The organism is Nocardia sp. NPDC050697 (assembly GCF_040654395.1).
Taxonomy (GTDB): Bacteria; Actinomycetota; Actinomycetes; order Mycobacteriales; family Mycobacteriaceae; genus Nocardia.
The window spans coordinates 734,794-751,753 of the sequence record NZ_JBFAHY010000003.1 but is presented as its reverse complement, the minus strand read 5'-3'; the positions used below and the strand labels follow the sequence as shown (position 1 = coordinate 751,753).

Annotated in this window: 16 protein-coding genes; 10 read left to right on the top strand and 6 right to left on the bottom strand. The window is 70.2% G+C overall.

The window, feature by feature from the left end; all coding sequences use genetic code 11:
* Window positions 1-133: 133 nt before the first annotated feature.
* The gene (gene leuA, locus AB0H71_RS15395) at window positions 134-1,927 is read right to left on the bottom strand and encodes a 2-isopropylmalate synthase (RefSeq protein WP_357020251.1); all 1,794 of its coding nucleotides are present in this window, start codon (window positions 1,925-1,927) and stop codon (window positions 134-136) included.
* A 229-nt stretch (window positions 1,928-2,156) separates the two neighbouring features.
* On the opposite strand from leuA, the gene AB0H71_RS15390 reads away from it, so the two are divergent.
* From AB0H71_RS15390 to AB0H71_RS15380, 3 genes are all read left to right on the top strand, one after another.
* The gene (locus AB0H71_RS15390) at window positions 2,157-2,924 is read left to right on the top strand and encodes a sulfite exporter TauE/SafE family protein (protein WP_357020248.1); all 768 of its coding nucleotides are present in this window, start codon (window positions 2,157-2,159) and stop codon (window positions 2,922-2,924) included.
* 130 nt (window positions 2,925-3,054) lie between these two features.
* Window positions 3,055-4,671: a GMC oxidoreductase gene (locus AB0H71_RS15385; protein ID WP_357020246.1), complete on the top strand. Its 1,617-nt coding sequence runs from the start codon at window positions 3,055-3,057 to the stop codon at window positions 4,669-4,671.
* Between the two features lie 44 nt (window positions 4,672-4,715).
* Complete coding sequence (locus AB0H71_RS15380) at window positions 4,716-5,510, top strand: ion transporter (RefSeq protein ID WP_357020243.1); 795 nt, start codon at window positions 4,716-4,718, stop codon at window positions 5,508-5,510.
* Window positions 5,511-5,513: 3 nt separating this feature from the next.
* Here the strand turns inward: AB0H71_RS15380 and AB0H71_RS15375 are convergent, their stop codons facing one another.
* The 3 genes from AB0H71_RS15375 to AB0H71_RS15365 form a co-directional block, all read right to left on the bottom strand.
* On the bottom strand, window positions 5,514-6,725 hold the full coding sequence (locus AB0H71_RS15375; protein WP_357020240.1) for a low temperature requirement protein A: 1,212 nt from the start codon (window positions 6,723-6,725) through the stop codon (window positions 5,514-5,516).
* A gap of 26 nt (window positions 6,726-6,751) precedes the next feature.
* Window positions 6,752-7,204: an SRPBCC family protein gene (locus AB0H71_RS15370; protein ID WP_357020237.1), complete on the bottom strand. Its 453-nt coding sequence runs from the start codon at window positions 7,202-7,204 to the stop codon at window positions 6,752-6,754.
* A gap of 168 nt (window positions 7,205-7,372) precedes the next feature.
* Window positions 7,373-7,957, bottom strand: coding sequence for a TetR family transcriptional regulator (locus tag AB0H71_RS15365; RefSeq protein WP_357020234.1), 585 nt, complete (start codon window positions 7,955-7,957; stop codon window positions 7,373-7,375).
* 70 nt (window positions 7,958-8,027) lie between these two features.
* Here AB0H71_RS15365 and AB0H71_RS15360 point away from each other — a divergent pair, with 70 nt between their 5' ends.
* Together AB0H71_RS15360 and AB0H71_RS15355 are read left to right on the top strand one after the other, a co-directional pair.
* Window positions 8,028-8,591: a dihydrofolate reductase family protein gene (locus AB0H71_RS15360; protein WP_357020430.1), complete on the top strand. Its 564-nt coding sequence runs from the start codon at window positions 8,028-8,030 to the stop codon at window positions 8,589-8,591.
* A 24-nt stretch (window positions 8,592-8,615) separates the two neighbouring features.
* A complete protein-coding gene (locus AB0H71_RS15355; protein WP_357020231.1) occupies window positions 8,616-9,191 on the top strand; it encodes a dihydrofolate reductase family protein in 576 nt (191 codons plus the stop codon).
* Here the strand turns inward: AB0H71_RS15355 and AB0H71_RS15350 are convergent.
* The gene (locus tag AB0H71_RS15350; protein WP_357020228.1) at window positions 9,188-9,595 is read right to left on the bottom strand and encodes a YjbQ family protein; all 408 of its coding nucleotides are present in this window, start codon (window positions 9,593-9,595) and stop codon (window positions 9,188-9,190) included. The genes AB0H71_RS15355 and AB0H71_RS15350 overlap by 4 nt on opposite strands.
* Before the next feature lie 173 nt (window positions 9,596-9,768).
* Here AB0H71_RS15350 and AB0H71_RS15345 point away from each other — a divergent pair, with 173 nt between their 5' ends.
* From AB0H71_RS15345 to AB0H71_RS15335, 3 genes are read left to right on the top strand one after another with little or no spacing between them, the layout of a single operon-like run.
* Window positions 9,769-11,034 carry an aspartate kinase gene (locus AB0H71_RS15345; protein WP_357020225.1) on the top strand — a complete coding sequence of 422 codons (1,266 nt, stop codon included), beginning with the start codon at window positions 9,769-9,771 and terminating at the stop codon, window positions 11,032-11,034.
* Window positions 11,035-11,038: 4 nt separating this feature from the next.
* Window positions 11,039-12,073, top strand: a complete 1,035-nt coding sequence (locus AB0H71_RS15340; RefSeq protein WP_357020223.1) for an aspartate-semialdehyde dehydrogenase — start codon at window positions 11,039-11,041, stop codon at window positions 12,071-12,073.
* A 44-nt stretch (window positions 12,074-12,117) separates the two neighbouring features.
* On the top strand, window positions 12,118-13,032 hold the full coding sequence (locus AB0H71_RS15335) for an aminotransferase class IV (RefSeq protein ID WP_357020220.1): 915 nt from the start codon (window positions 12,118-12,120) through the stop codon (window positions 13,030-13,032).
* Here AB0H71_RS15335 and AB0H71_RS15330 read toward each other — a convergent pair whose 3' ends face one another.
* Entirely contained in the window at window positions 13,033-14,361 is a 1,329-nt protein-coding gene (locus tag AB0H71_RS15330; RefSeq protein ID WP_357020217.1) for a serine hydrolase, read from the bottom strand.
* Window positions 14,362-14,653: 292 nt separating this feature from the next.
* Here AB0H71_RS15330 and AB0H71_RS15325 point away from each other — a divergent pair, with 292 nt between their 5' ends.
* Window positions 14,654-15,097 (top strand): Fur family transcriptional regulator, encoded by a 444-nt coding sequence (locus tag AB0H71_RS15325; protein ID WP_357020214.1) that lies wholly within the window; start codon window positions 14,654-14,656, stop codon window positions 15,095-15,097.
* On the top strand, window positions 15,094-16,557 hold the full coding sequence (locus tag AB0H71_RS15320) for a catalase (protein WP_357020211.1): 1,464 nt from the start codon (window positions 15,094-15,096) through the stop codon (window positions 16,555-16,557). Before AB0H71_RS15325 ends, AB0H71_RS15320 begins: the two co-directional genes overlap by 4 nt.
* The last annotated feature ends 403 nt before the right edge of the window (window positions 16,558-16,960 follow it).

Genomic DNA, 16,960 nt, shown 5'->3' with positions numbered 1-16,960 from the left:
CTAGCACGGGGGAGTTGGCCTCGCGCCCCGGTGCCGAGCCACCCCCGGCCTCGGCGACACGCCGATGAACAGCAGGTGACGACGCGAAACGGGTGCGGCTCCGGCGACCGGAGCCACACCCGTTTCCACAACCTCAGTGCGCGCGGTTCACCGCGGAGACGACGGCCCGCAGCGAGGCGGTGGTGATCGAGGTGGCGATCCCGACCCCCCACAGCACCTTGTCGCCGACCGCGACCTCGACGTAGGCCGCGGCCTGCGCGTCGTCACCGGCGGACATGGCGTGCTCGGAGTAGTCCAGCACCTCCACGTCGTAGCCGATCCCGGCCAGCGCGTCGACGAAGGCGGCCAGCGGGCCGTTGCCGGCGCCGCTGATCTCCTGCTCGACCCCGTTCACCTTGACCACGGCGGAGATGGCGTCGGTGCCGCCGTCGGTCTCGGCCGCGGTCACTTTCTGCCGGATCCGCTCCAGCGGCCGGATCGGGCTCAGGTACTCCTCGTGGAAGACGTCCCACATCTCCTTGGGGGTGACCTCGCCGCCCTCGCCGTCGGTGATCTTCTGGATCGCCTGGGAGAACTCGATCTGCAGCCGCCGCGGCAGCTTCAGCCCGTGGTCGGTCTTCATGATGTAGGCGACGCCGCCCTTGCCGGACTGCGAGTTCACCCGGATCACGGCCTCGTAGGTGCGGCCGACGTCCTTGGGGTCGATCGGCAGGTACGGCACCTCCCAGGTCAGGTCGTCGACGTCGGTGTCGGCGGCGTCCGCGGCCGCCTTCATGGCGTCCAGCCCCTTGTTGATGGCGTCCTGGTGGCTGCCGGAGAACGCGGTGTAGACCAGGTCGCCGCCGTACGGGTGGCGCTCGTGCACCGGCAGCTGGTTGCAGTACTCCACCGTGCGCCGGATCTCGTCGATATCGGAGAAGTTGATCTGCGGGTCGATGCCGCGGGAGAACATGTTCATCCCCAGCGTCACCAGGCAGACATTGCCGGTGCGCTCGCCATTGCCGAACAGGCAGCCCTCGATCCGGTCGGCCCCGGCCTGGTAGCCCAGCTCGGCGGCGGCGACGGCGGTGCCGCGGTCGTTGTGCGGGTGCAGCGACAGCACGATGGCATCGCGGCGGGCCAGGTTGCGGCTCATCCACTCGATGGAGTCGGCGTAGACGTTCGGCGTCGCCATCTCGACGGTGGCGGGCAGGTTGATGATCAGCGGCCGCTCCGGCGTCGGCGCGATGATCGCGGAGACCGCGTCGCAGACGTCAAGCGCGTACTCCAGCTCGGTGCCGGTGTAGGACTCCGGGCTGTACTCGTAGCGCCAGTTGGTGTCGGGGTAGCGCTGCTCGATCTCCAGGCACAGCGCCGCCGCGTCGGTGGCGATCTTCTTGACCGCCTCGCGGTCGGCCCGGAAGACCACCCGGCGCTGCAGGATCGAGGTCGAGTTGTAGAAGTGCACGATCACATTGCCCGCGCCCGCGCAGGCCTCGAAGGTGCGCTCGATCAGCTCGGGGCGGCACTGGGTCAGCACCTGGATGGTGACGTCGTCCGGGATCGCGCCGTCGGTGATGATCTCGCGCACGAAGTCGAAGTCGGTCTGGCTGGCGGCCGGGAAGCCGACCTCGATCTCCTTGTAACCCATCCGCACCAGCAGGTCGAACATGCGGCGCTTGCGGGCCGGGCTCATCGGGTCGATCAGCGCCTGGTTGCCGTCGCGCAGGTCGACGGCGCACCAGCCGGGCGCGACATCGATGACCCGGTCCGGCCAGGTGCGGTCCGGCAGCGTGATCGGCTGGACCTCCTCGGCGTACGGCCGGTACCGGAAGGACGGCATCGAGGAGTTCTGCTGCCGGTTCCAGCCGGGCTGGTCGGCGGGGGCCGGTTTGGCGGGCGCGGTGATGGTGCGCGTACCGGATACGAATGCATCAGCGGGGGACATGGAATTTTCTCCGTGGGTGTGGTGGATCCCAGTCAAGGGGGCGACCGGCGCGGCAGAACCCCGCGACGGGAGCCGGTCTGTTCAGACCCCGCCGCGGCGGCCGAGAAGAAGAGCCCGCTGCATGATGACCGCGAGTTTACCGCGTCCGGGTGGAGCAGCCAAAGGAGGTCCCGTCTCCGGGTCGTCCCGGCTCAAGGCTAGCGTTCGAGCCGGAGGGAAGGAACGTCGCATGACACCGCTGGAGATGCTCGCCGTGCTGGTAGCGGGGATGGCCGCCGGGACCATCAACACGGTGGTCGGCTCCGGCACCCTGATCACCTTCCCGGTGCTGCTCGCCTTCGGGCTGCCGCCGGTGACGGCCAATGTCTCGAACACCATCGGGCTGGTGCCCGGCTCGATCAGCGGGGTCATCGGCTACCGCAGGGAGCTGGCCGGGCAGCGGGCGCGGCTGGCCCGGCTCGGGGTCGCCTCGCTGATCGGCGGGTTGATCGGCGCGGTCCTGCTGCTGCGGCTGCCGGAGCGGGCGTTCACGGCGATCGTGCCGGTGCTCATCATCCTGGCGTTGATCCTGGTGGTGGTGCAGCCGCGGCTCTCCCGGTGGGTCGCGCGCAGGCGCGCGGCGGACGACGGGGCGGCGCCGGAGCACGGCGGGCCGGTGCTCTTCGCCGCGGTCTGCGCGACCGGGATCTACGGCGGGTACTTCGGGGCGGCGCAGGGCGTGCTGCTCATGGGGTTGCTCGGGGTCTTCGTGCACGACGACCTGCAGCGGCTGAACGCGGTGAAGAACGTGCTCGCGCTGATCGTGAACGCGGTGGCGGCGCTGTTCTTCCTGGTGGTCGCCGAGGTGTCGTGGGAGGCGGTGGGGCTGATCGCGGTCGGCTCGATCGTCGGCGGGCAGCTCGGGGCCAAGGTGGGGCGGAAGCTGCCGCCCGCGGCGCTGCGCGCGGTGATCGTCGTGGTCGGGCTGGTCGCGGTGGCGCGGCTGCTGCTGGGGTGATCGCGGCCGCCGGGCGGCTGAGTACCGTGCGCCCCCGACAGCCCCATTTCGCCAGCTGACACAGCGGGCTGGTCGCCCATGCCCGCGGCCGGTAACGTTCGCTGCGCCCGAGGACGCAGGAGGTGGCCGGGTGGACAGACGCGCCTTTCTCAAGGCGACGGGTGCGGTGGCGCTCGGCGCGGCCGCGAGCGGTGCCCTCGCGCATGCCCCGGTGAACGCGAACCCGATCTGGAACGGCCTCTTCGAGGAGTGGGTGCCGGAGATCTTCGCCCCGCTCCCGGACGCCCCCGAGCACTCCGAGGCGCTGGTGATCGGCTCCGGCTTCGGCGCCGCCGTCACCGCGCTGCGGCTGGCCGAGGCGGGCGTCGCCACCACCGTGCTGGAGCGCGGCTCGCGCTGGCCGAACGATCCGCGGCGCGAGATCTTCACCGGCGACGACCTGCCGGACGGCCGCGGCTTCTGGCACCGCACCAGCTTCACCGGGGTCACCAAGGTGCCCATGCAGTTCGCCTCCTTCGGCGGCGTGCTCGACTGCACCGAGTACCCGGGCATCGATGTCTGGCGGGCGGCCGCGGTCGGCGGCGGCTCGGTGATCTTCACCGGCGCCATGATCGCGCCGGAGCGCCGCTTCTTCGACGAGGTCTTCCGCGGCGCCGTCGAGTACGGCGAGCTGGACCGGGTCTACTTCCCCCGGGTGCGCGAGATGCTGCGGCTCAGCCCGATGCCGGCCGACATCTACGGCTCGTCCCCGTTCACGCACTCCCGCGCCTGGGACGACCAGGTGCGCAAGGCCGGCTACCAGCCGCAGGCCAACGACTCCATCTTCAACTGGGATGTACTGCGCGCCGAGCTGAACGGCAGCTCCAAGCCCTCCGCCACGGTGGCGCGGAGCAACCTGGGCAACTCCAACGGCGCCAAGTTCGACCTGAACCAGAACTACCTGATGTACGCCGAGGCCACCGGCAACTGCGGCATCTACCCCGGCCACCGGGTCGACGCCATCGGCAGGGACGGCACCCGCTACACCGTCGCGCTCAGCAAGCTCGACCCCACCGGCGTCGTGCTCGCCACCCGCACCGTCACCGCGGACCGGCTCTTCCTCGGCGCCGGCTCGATCGGCAGCACCGAGCTGCTGGTGCGCGCCCAGGCCACCGGCGCGCTGCCGAACCTGAACGAGCACGTCGGCGACGGCTGGGGCACCAACGGCGATGTCGTGCTCGCCCGTGGCGCCAGCTCGCTGGCCGGGCTGGGCCAGGGTGTGCCGAGCGCGAGCCGCATCCTGGACGAGAGCGCCGTCCCGCTCACCCTGGAGAGCTGGTACATCCCCGGCATCCCGTTCGAGACCGGCGCGCTGGCCTCGCTCGGCATGGTGCTCGACCCGGCGCGCACCCGGCTCGGCTACGACGGCGCGACCGGCCGGGTCGGGCTCACCTGGTCGCAGCGGAACCGGGACGACGTGGTGGCGGCGGCCCGCGCGGTGGACCGGAGGATCGCCGAGCGGGCCGGTGCCATGGTCGAGTACAGCGCGCTCGGCTACGACGCCAATGCCCTGTTCACCGCGCACCCGCTCGGCGGCGCGGTGCTCGGGAGGGCGACCGACGGCTACGGCCGGGTGCAGGGCCACCCCGGGCTGTATGTCATGGACGGCGCGGTGATCCCGGGCAGCACCGGAACGGTGAACCCGTCGCTCACCATCACCGCGCTGGCCGAACGCAATATCGAGGAGATCATCCGCGCCGGACGCTGAGGCGCGGATTACCCTCGGCGACAACGTTGTCGAAGGGAAGTGACGTGTCGGCCGACTACCCGCGCAAACCGCCCGCGCTCTGGACCGATCTCGCCATGCTGCTGCTGGCGATCGTCTCGGTGGTGCTCGTCGTGTGGATCACCTTCTTCACGGTGAGCCCGGAGACGCACCGGGTGATCGTGATCCTGGACGTGAGCATCTGCGCCGTCTTCGCCGTCGAGTTCCTGTGGCGCTGGCGCCGCGCGGGCTGGCCGTGGACCTTCCCCTTCGTCTACTGGTACGAAGTGCTCGGCATGATCCCGGTGACCAGCCCGATCTTCCGCGCCTTCCGGCTGCTGCGGATCGTGGTGGTGCTGGTCCGGCTGGCCCGGGTGGCCGACCGCGCCTTCGGCGACCGGGTGACGGCGGCGGTGCTGAACCGCTTCGTGCGCACCATCGTCGAGGTGATCAAGAAGCCGATCACCATGGCGGTGCTGGACGAGGTGGCCTGCGCGCTGCGCACCGGGCACTACACCCGCAATATCGCGGCGGCGCTGGAGGAGAACCGCTCCGAGCTGGACGAGATGATCGTCGACCTGATCAAGAACGACCCGCAGACCCGCCGGGTGCGGTACCTCCCGTTCCACGACGACATCATCCGGCTGATCGCCGACACCACCTTCCGGCTCACCTTCCAGGTGCTGGCCGACCCGCGCACCGACGAGCTGGTGGCCGACATGATCCGGGAGAACGTGGACCAGATCCGCCGGGCGCTGGCCGACGGCGTGAAGGTGGAGCCGTCGGCCTACGGCCCCACCGCCGCCGAGTTCTCGGTGCGGCACAAGACCGCGCACCTGTAGCGCTCAGGCCGGGGTGCCGTGCCGGAGCTGCTCCCTCGGGTCGGCGAAGCGCACCGTCTCGTACCCGATCAGCACCAGCAGCACCGCGCAGAGCAGCCCGAGCGAGACCAGCGCGGGCAGCGCGGTCGCGACCGGGGTGAGCGCCACCAGCAGCACCACCGCGACCGCCCGCTGCACGCCGAACTCCCGGGTGGCGTAGTGCTTGGCGCCGATCAGCCCGGCCAGGAAGAGCACGACGCCGCCGTAGAGGCAGTAGAGCGGAATGCCGTAGAGCGCGTCGTACAGCGTGTGGTGCGAGGCGTCGCCGACGTAGTACAGCACCTTCTTCAGCCCCAGCGAGAGCGCGATGACGCCGACGATCATCGGGAAGTGCCAGAAGGTGTACGAGCCGCGCGCGATCTGGATCTGCCGCTCGCCGGTAGCGTGCTTCAGCTCGTGCTCCACCGCGATCGCCGCCACGTCGAAGTAGGCCCACCAGAGCAGCCCGGAGATGGCGAGGCCGAGCAGCGCGGCCAGCGTGATCGGCCAGGAGATCGGCAGCGTCCGCACCCCGATCCCGATCGAGACGATGGATTCGCCCAGCGCCACGATGATGATCAGGCCGTACCGCTCGGCGAAGTGGCCCGGTGAGTTGAGCCGCCAGCCATTGCCCGCGATCAGCGTCCACAGGTAGTCGCCCGCGATGGCGGCGATCCAGAGCGCGATCTGCGCGGTGCCCTGCGTGGTCGCCGCGATCAGCAGCAGGGTGGTGCCGATGGTGATGGAGCCGAGCGCCCAGCGCACCACCTGGGTGCGCAGCTGCGAGTCGTCGGCGCTGCACAGCCAGAACATGACCAGGTGCACCAGCCGGACCACCAGGTAGGCGATGGCGAAGACCAGCGGGCCGTACCAGCCGCCCGCGATGTCCTCGAACGCCTCCGGAATGGTGAGCGCCGCGATGAAGCCGCCGCCCATGGCGACGAACATGGCGACCCGCATGATGCCCTCGTCGGCCCTGACCACATTGCCGAGCCACGAGTAGGCGATCCACACCCACCACATGAGCGCGAGCACCAGCAGCGCGCGGACCAGGTTCTTCGCGCTGGGGTCGTCGGCGGCCAGATCGGTCACCACCGTGAAGGCGAAGACGAGCACGAGATCGAAGAACAGTTCGAGCTGGGTGACCGAGGATCCCTCGCTCATCGGCTGCAGCCGCAGCCGCTTGGCACCTGTCATGGCGAACATCGTCGCACCGACCGCGCTCAGACGGCGGTCTCTACCTCCGGAAATCGCTCCGCGAACTCGGCGAAGCGGAGCACCACCTCCTCCTGCGCCCGCTTGTTCTGGCGCTGCACGAGGAAGCCGGGCAGCGGCACCGGCAGCTGCTGCTCGACGTGCTGCCAGACCTCGGTGCCGTCCGGGCCGGGGACCACCTCGTACCAGCCGCGGCCGCGGACGCCGCGGGTGCTGTCCGCGACCTCCCAGGAGCAGCGGTCGGCCGTCCAGCTGTACTCCAGCACCTGGATATCGGAGCCGCCGGGGAGTTCGGCGGTGACGAAGACCCGGGCGGGCCGATCGCGCTGATCCCTGGTCGCCACTCGGACATCGCTGTAGGTGGACGACCACTCGGGTAGCAGCTCGACAGCGGCCAGCGCGGCCATCACCTGCTCGGGGTCGGCGTCCACGACGATACGGACATCAGTTTTCGTTCGCATGCCATTCCTCCGCCCCTGGGGGTACCTCTGAGGGCGATTGTCACCAAATCGTGATCCCGCGTCAATACCGGGGCGAAGTCGCACTATTGCGACCTCGGAGCAGCTCAGGGTCCGTTTTTGGCGCCGGGACGGGGTGTCAGGTCGTGAAAACGGCTGCCTGGCAAGCGTTCAGCTTCCGTCCGGGATCACCAGGAGGCGCTCCACCGCGGCGGCCACGAGTTCGCGTCCCTGCTCCTCGGAGAAGACGTCGGGGAGCGTCAGGCGGTCCACGATCAACCAGTTCAGCGCGAGATAGAGCAGCAGAACGGTGGTCTCGTCACCCGGCATGCCCGCTTCCAGGTGGGTGCGCACGTTGTAGTCGATATCGGCGCGCACCCGCTCGGTGAGCAGCCTCCGCAACTCGGGCCTGCGGGTGGCCTCCAGCCGGAGTTCGAGCAGGGCCAGGTAGCCGCTCCGGAAGGCCTCCAGCCGGTCCACGATGGTCAGCATGAGGCGGGTGACGGTGGCGCGGTCCCTGGGGTCCTCGGTGAGCGGGCGGAGCAGCTCGGGGCCCGGCGTGAGCCGCTCGTAGAAGCGGCTGCCCGCCTGGGTCAGCAGGTCGTCGCGGCCGGCGAAGTAGTTCGAGGTGGTGCCCGGCGGCACCGCGGCCCTTCGGTCCACCGCGCGGAAGGTGAGCCCGCGGGCGCCGTCGTCGGCGAGCACCTCGAGCGCGGCGTCGAGCAGGGCGCCACGGCGCTCCGGATTGGTCCGCATATTGACACCACTCCATCTGTAGTACTACGGTCAAACCACTTCAATCAGAGTACTACGAATGGTGGTTCCCGTGCGCAAGCTGGTGTACTACGTGGCCGTCACGCTGGACGGCTATATCGCCGGGCCGGGCGGCGAGTTCGATTTCTTCCCGGTCAGCGCCGAGCAGGGTGCCGCGCTCAACGCCGACTACCCGGAGTTCGTGCCGACCGCCTACCGCGGCCGGGCCGGTATCGCCGAGGACGAGCCGAACGCGCGCTTCGACACGGTACTGATGGGCCGCCGCACCTACGAGGTGGGCGGCATCAACCCCTACGCGCACCTCACCCAGTACGTGGTCTCCACAACGCTCGGCGCCGATCCGGACCCCGCGGTCCGGGTCATCGCCGACGATCCCGCCGCCTTCGTCCGGGAGCGGAAGGTCGAGCCGGGCGGCGACCTCTGGCTCTGCGGCGGCGGCGCGCTGGCCGCGGCGCTGCTGCCCGAGATCGACGAGCTGATCCTCGAGACCTATCCGGTGGTCGCCGGCGCGGGCGTGCCGATGATCGCGGGCGGCTTCCGGCCGGGGCTCTTCCGCGCGGTGCGGCGCCGCGAATTCGACAACGGCGCGCTGGTCGGCTGGTTCACCCGGGCCTGAGCCCGCAACAGTAAGGAGCACCCCATGCCCGAACTCGTCTACTTCGCCGGCGTCTCGCTCGACGGCTACATCGCGGGCCCGGCCGGCGAGACCGACTTCTTCCCGCTCGGCCCCGACTTCGTCGAGTGGCTCGGCACCGAGTACCCGGAGACGCTGCCCGCGCACGCGCACCCGCACTTCGGTATCGCGCCCGGCACGCCGAACCGGCACTTCGGCAGCGTGATCATGGGCCGCGCCACCTACGAACCCGGGCTGGCCGCCGGCTTCCCGAGCCCGTACCCGCACCTCGCCCAGTACGTCGTCTCGACCACGCTGACGACACCGCCCGCCCCCGACGTCCGGGTGCTCACCGACCCGGAGGCACTGGTCCGGGAGCTGAAGGCGGAGGCCGAGCGCGATATCTGGCTGGCCGGCGGCGGCCGGCTCGCCGCATCGCTGACCGACGAGATCGACACCCTGGTGATCAAGCGCTACCCGGTGCTGGCCGGTGCGGGCATCCCGCTCTTCGCCGGGGAGTTCCGGCCGACGCTCTGGACGCCGGTGCGGCGGCGCGCCTTCGAGAACGGCACCCAGGTGAGCACCTTCCGGCGCGCGGGCTAACCGCGCAGGAGGGAGAGCCGCACCTGGCGCTCGGGGTTGTCGACATTGAGGTCGACGAGGGCGATGGACTGCCAGGTGCCGAGCTGCAACCGGCCGCCGATGACCGGGACGGTGGCGTACGGCGGGATGAGCGCGGGCATGACGTGCGAGCGGCCGTGTCCGCGGCTGCCGTGCGCGTGCCGCCAGCGGTCGTCGGCGGGCAGCAGGTCGCGCAGCGCGGCGAGCAGGTCGTCGTCGCTGCCCGCGCCGAGTTCGATGATCGCGACCCCGGCCGTGGCATGCGGCACGAAGACCTGCAGCAGGCCGTCGCCGCCGTGCTCCGCCGCGAACTCCGCGCAGCGCGGGGTGAGGTCGAGGACCACCTCCCGGTGGCCGGTGGTCACGTCCAGGACGGTGCTCTCCATGCGTGCGACGCTCCTTTCCGGGTGCGCGATACCCCGCCGGACATTCGCTATTCGAAATGCTCCACAGCTGTGTGGTTTTCCACAGGACCCGGAGGTAGCGGCCGGAACGGCGGGGCCCGGCCGGTACCCTTGGAGCCTGTTACCTGCACGTTGCCGACCTTGGAGGACCCGCTGTGGCTCTCGTAGTTCAGAAGTACGGAGGATCCTCGGTGGCCACCGCCGAGCGTATCCGGCGCGTCGCTGAACGGATCGTCGAGACCAAGAAGCAGGGTCACGACGTCGTGGTGGTGTGCTCCGCCATGGGCGACACCACCGACGAACTGCTGGATCTGGCGCAGGAGGTCTCGCCCGCGCCGCCGGTGCGCGAAATGGACATGCTGCTCACCGCGGGCGAGCGCATCTCCAACGCGCTGGTCGCCATGGCCATCCACTCGCTCGGCGCCGAGGCCAGGTCGTTCACCGGCTCGCAGGCCGGGGTGATCACCACCGGCGCGCACGGCAAGGCCAAGATCATCGATGTCACGCCGGGGCGGCTCAAGGAGGCGCTGGACGAGGGCACCATCGTGCTGGTCGCCGGGTTCCAGGGCGTCAGCCAGGACAGCCGCGATGTCACCACGCTCGGCCGCGGCGGCTCCGACACCACCGCCGTCGCGCTCGCCGCGGCGCTGGAGGCCGACGTCTGCGAGATCTACACCGACGTGGACGGCGTCTTCACCGCCGATCCGCGCATCGTCGCCGACGCGCAGAAGCTGGACCAGGTCTCCTACGAGGAGATGCTGGAGATGGCGGCCTGCGGGTCGAAGGTTCTGATGCTGCGCTGCGTGGAGTACGCGCGCCGCTACAACGTGCCCGTGCACGTCCGCTCGTCCTACACCGACAAGCAGGGCACCTACGTCTACGGATCGATGGAGGACATCCCCTTGGAGCAAGCAATCCTCACGGGCGTCGCGCACGACCGCAGCGAGGCCAAGGTGACCGTGGTCGGGCTACCGGACGAGCCGGGGTACGCCGCGAAGGTGTTCCGCACGGTCGCCGACGCCGAGATCAATATCGACATGGTGCTGCAGAACATCTCCAAGATCGATACCGGCAAGACCGACATCACCTTCACGCTGCCCAAGGACGACGGCGCGCGGGCGGTCGAGTTCCTCACCAAGCGGCAGGGCGAGATCGGCTTCTCCCAGGTGCTCTACGACGACCACATCGGCAAGGTGTCGCTGGTCGGCGCGGGGATGAAGAGCCACCCCGGCGTCACCGCGACCTTCTGCGAGGCGCTGGCCGAGGCGGGCGTGAACATCGACCTCATCTCCACCTCGGAGATCCGGATCTCGGTGCTGGTCAAGGATTCCGAGCTGGACCACGCGGTGCAGGTGCTGCACCGCGCCTTCGATCTCGGCGGCGACGAGGTCGCCGTCGTGCACGCGGGAACGGGGCGATAGAGCCATGGGTATTCGCGTAGGAGTGGTGGGCGCGACCGGGCAGGTCGGCGCCGTCATGCGAAAACTGCTGGAAGAGCGGAATTTTCCGGCCGACGAGGTGCGGTTCTTCGCCTCCGCGCGCTCGGCGGGGAAGAAGCTGCCGTGGCGCGGCGGTGAGATCGAGGTGGAGGACACCGAGGTCGCCGATCCCAGCGGGCTGGATATCGCGCTGTTCTCGGCCGGGGCCACCATGTCCCGGGTGCAGGCGCCGCGGTTCGCCGCGGCGGGCGTCACGGTGATCGACAACTCCTCGGCCTGGCGCAAGGATCCCGAGGTGCCGCTGGTCGTCTCCGAGGTGAACCCGGAGCAGACCCGCAATCTGGTCAAGGGCATCATCGCCAACCCGAACTGCACCACCATGGCCGCCATGCCGGTGCTCAAGCCGCTGCACGACGCGGCCGGGCTGCAGCGCCTCATCGTCTCCAGCTACCAGGCCGTCTCCGGCTCCGGGCTGGCCGGCGTCGAGGAGCTGGCCGGGCAGGTGCGCGCGGTGATCGACGATGCCGAGCAGCTGGTGCACGACGGCAGCGCCGTCGCGTTCCCGGCACCGAACAAGTACGTCGCGCCGATCGCCTTCGACGTCATCCCGCTGGCCGGGTCGCTGGTGGACGACGGCAGCGACGAGACCGACGAGGACCAGAAGCTGCGCAACGAGAGCCGCAAGATCCTCGGGCTGCCCGAGCTGCTGGTCAGCGGCACCTGCGTGCGCGTCCCGGTCTTCACCGGGCACTCGCTCTCGATCAATGCCGAGTTCGCCGAGCCGCTCTCGCCGGAGCGCGCCAGGGAGATCCTGGGCAAGGCGGCCGGGGTCAGGCTGGTCGACGTGCCGACGCCGCTGCAGGCCGCGGGGGCCGACGAGTCGCTCGTCGGCCGGATTCGCCGCGATCCCGGCGTGCCGGACGGGCGCGGCCTCGCGCTCTTCGTCTCCGGCGACAACCTGCGCAAGGGCGCCGCGCTGAACACCATCCAGATCGCGGAGGTCCTGCTCAGCGAGCGCTGAAAACGGGGTCGCCCGGCGCGGGCGGCGGCTGCTAGCCTGCGCCGATGGCGAATCCCCATCCCCAGGTGTTCTTCGGTGACCGGCTCGTCCCCGCCGCCGAGGCGACCGTCGGCGTCGCCTCGTCGGCGGTGCTGTACGGCCTGAGCGTCTACACGGTCTTCCCGGTGCACCGGACCGACGGGGTGCGCACCGCGTTCCGGCTGGCGGATCACTTCCGCAGGCTGGAGGAGTCCTGCAAGATCATCGGGATCGACCGGTTCGCGCAGGAGTGGGGCTACCCGCGCTTCGAGGCAACGGTGCGTGAGCTGGTCGCGGCGAACGAGCCGCACGACGAGGTGTTCGTCCGGGCCTCGGTGCACGTGGTGGAGTCGCTGCCCGGCACCCGGGTGCGCGGGACCGCCATCGCCGTGAGCATGTTCGTCTACGACGCGGTGCCGATCGTCCCGCAGGACGGCATGCGGCTGAAATCCAGCCCGTGGCGGCGGATTCCGGACAATGCCATCCCGTCCAGGGCCAAGGTCAACGGCGCCTACGTGAACTCGGTGCTGGCCAAGCAGGATGCCATCGACTCCGGGTACGACGACTGCGTCTTCCTGGACGGCAACGGCCACGTCTGCGAGCTCAGCGCCGCCAATATCTTCCTCGTGCGCGGCGGCACACTCATCACCCCCGATGTCAGCTGCGACATCCTCGACGGGATCAACCGGCGCACGGTGCTCACGCTGGCGGCCGAGGACGGCATCCCGGTGGTCGAGCGCACCGTCGACCTCACCGAGCTGTACATCGCCGACGAGGTCTTCGTCACCGGCACCTCGGCCGGGGCGGCGCCGGTGCTCGAGGTGGACGGCCGGATCGTCGGCGACGGCAGGCCGGGCCCGATCTCGCAGGCGCTGCGCAAGCGGCACCACGCCGCGCTGCGCACCGACGACGCGCACGGCTGGCGCACCCGCCTGGACTGATCAGCGAATACCCGGCGTGCGCGGGTCGGTGCCGAGGCAGGCCAGCACCGCGCAGCCGGGCGGCGCGTCCGCGAACGGCGGCGCGAGCGGTGCGCCGAGGCAGCTGAGCACATTGCAGCCCGGGTAGGCGGCCGGGCCGATCCCGAAGACCGCGAGCAGCAGCGTGCCGTCGATGAACTCGCCCGGATCCTGGGTGAGCGGCGGCTCCACGTAGGGGCCGGGGTCGGGCTCGCCGAGCGCGGGCAGCAGCCTGCGGAAGAACTCGTGCGGCAGCTCCCTGGTGTTCTGGATGACGCCGCTCGGCCCGTATCGGCTGACATTGCCGTACGCGCCGGTCCACACCACCATGAGGTCGAGCTCGGGCAGCACGAAGACGTTCTGCCCGCCGAACCCGGCCATGGAGTACACCCCGGCGGGCAGGAAGTCGGGGGTCTCGGCGCAGCCGGGGCCGAGCCAGAAGAGGTAGCCGTAGCACTCGTTCGCCGGGGACGGGGTGCGCGCCGCGTCCAGGTACGCGGCGGAGACCAGCTGCTCGCCCGCCCAGCGGCCGTCGTTGCGCACCAGCATGCCGATGCGGGCGAAGTCGACCGGCGGGATGAAGAGGTGCGCGTAGCCGTAGGTGGTGCCGGAGCGGTCGCGCGCCCAGTAGTAGTCGCCGCGCGGAATGCCGATCGGGTCGAAGAGCTCGCGCTGCGCGAACTGCTGCAGCGGCTCACCGAGCGCCCGCTCGAGGGTGAAGGTCAGCAGGTCGACGGTGCGCTGGCTGTAGCTGAAGGTGGTGCCGGGGGCGTGCTCGAGCGGAACGCCGAGCGCCTGCACGGCGCTGTTCGGGTCGAGGGGGACGACACCGGTCAGCCCCTCGGTGATCACCCCGACCCGCATGCCGGAGGTCTCGGTGAGCAGGTCGCGCACGGTGATGGCGCGGTGCGCGGCATCACCGAGGCCGGGCGGCAGGTAGCGGTCGATCGGGGCGTCCAGCTCGATGAGCCCGCGATCCCACGCCATGCCGGTGAGCACCGAGACCACACTCTTGGTGGCGCTCCAGACATTCCACGGCACGTGCCCGGTCTGCGCGTTCCCCGCCCCCTCGCCGATCAGGCAGTTGTGCCGGAACACCTGCACGCTGAGCCGGTTGCGGCTGGTGGCGAAGTCGAGCGCCGCAGCCAGCCGCTCGCCGTCGACGCCTGCCTCTTCCGGTGCGGCCCTGACGAATTCGCGGCCGGAGGGCTCGGCGCAGGACGCCGTCGCCGTCGCGCCGCCGACGGCCACGTGCCCCGTCAGCAGTGCGAAGGTAGCGAGCACAACCAGCCAAGCCGCCCGACGAGTCATGGGGGAAAGGCTAGTCCGGCGGCGGCGGTGTCGAAGCACCAACACGGGGTAACCGCGGGAACACGAAAGTTGGGGTGTCGACGCCCGGCAAGCGCCTCTCGGCGAGTGGTCGCTCGCAGCGACGATTTTTCATTGCGGCCCGGGGCTGCCCAAGAGCGCCGACAGTCCCATTCAACCGCGACCCGGGCGCCAACCTTCCGCGATTGCAAGTGACCTGCGACACAGTCCCGCCCGGTTGTCTGGAGTTGCTAGTTTTCTTGACTAATTCCAGAAAAGCGGCATACTCGATCCCATGGACACCGAACCCCGCGACTGGCTGCGCCGGGCGAACCTGCGGGTCACCGCCCCGCGGCTGGCGGTGCTGGAGACGGTCGCCGCGCATCCGCACGCGGATGCCGACCGGATCGCCGCCGCCGTCCGGCAAGCGCTCGGCGCGGTCTCCACCCAGGCCGTCTACGACGTGCTGCACGCCTGCGTGCGGGCCGGCATCCTGCGGCGCATCGAGCCGGCCGGCTCGGCGGCGCTGTACGAGACCAGGATCGGCGACAACCACCACCACCTGGTGTGCCGCGGCTGCGGCGCGGTCGCCGATGTGGACTGCGTCGCCGGCGCGGCCCCCTGCCTGCACCCCGACGACGCGCAGGGCTTCGTCCTGGACGAGGCCGAGGTCGTGTTCTGGGGTCGCTGCGCCGCATGCGCCCGTTCCACCGAAAGCCCGAGGAGGCTCCCGCTATGACCAAGCCGACCACGACCAACTCCGGGATCCCGGTCGAGAGCGACAACGAATCGCTGACCGCGGGAACCCAGGGCCCGATCCTGCTGCACGACCACTACCTGATCGAGAAGCTCGCCCAGTTCAACCGGGAGCGGGTGCCGGAGCGGGTGGTGCACGCCAAGGGCGCGGGCGCCTACGGCGAGCTCGTCGTCACCGCCGATGTCAGCCGCTTCACCAAGGCCAAGCTCTTCCAGCCGGGTGCGCGCACCGAGTCGCTGGCGCGGTTCTCCACCGTCGCCGGCGAGCAGGGTAGCCCGGACACCTGGCGCGACCCGCGCGGCTTCGCGGTGAAGTTCTACACCGAGGACGGCAACTACGACCTGGTCGGCAACAACACCCCGGTCTTCTTCATCAAGGACCCGATCAAGTTCCCCGACTTCATCCGCTCGCAGAAGCGGCTGCCGGGCAGCGGGCTGCGCGACCACCACATGCAGTGGGACTTCTGGACCCTGCGCCCGGAGTCGGCGCACCAGGTGACCTGGCTCATGGGCGACCGCGGCATCCCGAAGACCTACCGGCACATGGACGGCTTCGGCTCGCACACCTACCAGTGGATCAATGCCGCGGGCGAGCGCTTCTGGGTGAAGTACCACTTCAAGACCGACCAGGGCATCGACTTCCTGACCCAGGACGAGGCCGACCGGCTGGCCGGAACGGACGCCGACTACCACCGCCGCGACCTCTGGGACTCGATCGAGCGCGGCGAGTTCCCGAGCTGGACGCTGCACGTGCAGGTGATGCCGGTGGCCGAGGCCGAGACCTACCGGTTCAACCCGTTCGACCTGACCAAGGTCTGGTCGCAGCGCGACTACCCGCTGATCGAGGTCGGGAAGTGGACGTTGAACCGCAACCCGGGCAACTACTTCGTCGATATCGAGCAGGCCGCCTTCGAGCCGTCGAACACGGTCCCCGGCATCGGCTTCTCGCCGGACAAGATGCTGCTCGGCCGGGTCTTCGCCTACGCCGACGCGCACCGCTACCGGGTCGGCACCAACTACGCGCAGCTGCCGCCGAACCGGGCGCGCGCGGCCGAGGTGAACTCCTACTCCAAGGAGGGCGCTATGCGCTTCGACTACAACGACGCGAGCACCCCGGTTTACGCGCCGAACTCCTACGGCGGCCCGCACGCCGAGCCGGAGCGGGCGCCGGACGGCGGCCGCTGGGACTTCGACCCGAGCATGGTGCGGGCCGGGTACATCCAGCACGCCGAGGACGGCGACTTCACCCAGCCGGGGACGCTGGTCCGCGAGGTGCTCTCCGAGGAGCAGCGCGACCGGCTGGTCGGCAATATCGTCGGGCACGTGCTCGACGGGGTACAGGAGCCGGTGCTGAGCCGGGTCTACGAGTACTGGCGGAATGTCGACGCCGAGCTGGGCAAGCGGGTGGAGGACGGCGTGCGCGCCGGGCTCGACGCGAGCTGACCCGATCGACGGAAAGGGCGGGCGGTGCCGATGGCACCGCCCGCCCTTCGCGCGTTCCGCGGGAGCCCGTCTAGAGCAGCCCCCACCAGTACAGAACGCAGGCGAGCACCCAGACGACCACGGTTTCCATCGCTTGCTCCACTCTCCTCGATGTCGCTGTCCTCCATCATTCCCCTCCGGGGCGCCCACCGTTACCGCTCGCGCAAATTCCGGCATTTCCGGCCGCAAGGTCTTGTTAAGCCGGCCTTGAGCAGCGGGTCGCACAGTAGTTCTCGTACCGGATCGCTTCTGAGGGGTTGCGAAACGGGAATGAGGGGACGTCCGGCCGGACCGGTGCACGAGGGGTGATCGGTCCGGTCGGTGCGTCGGGGACTGATGTGCAGCAGGCTCTTCCGGATGCTGA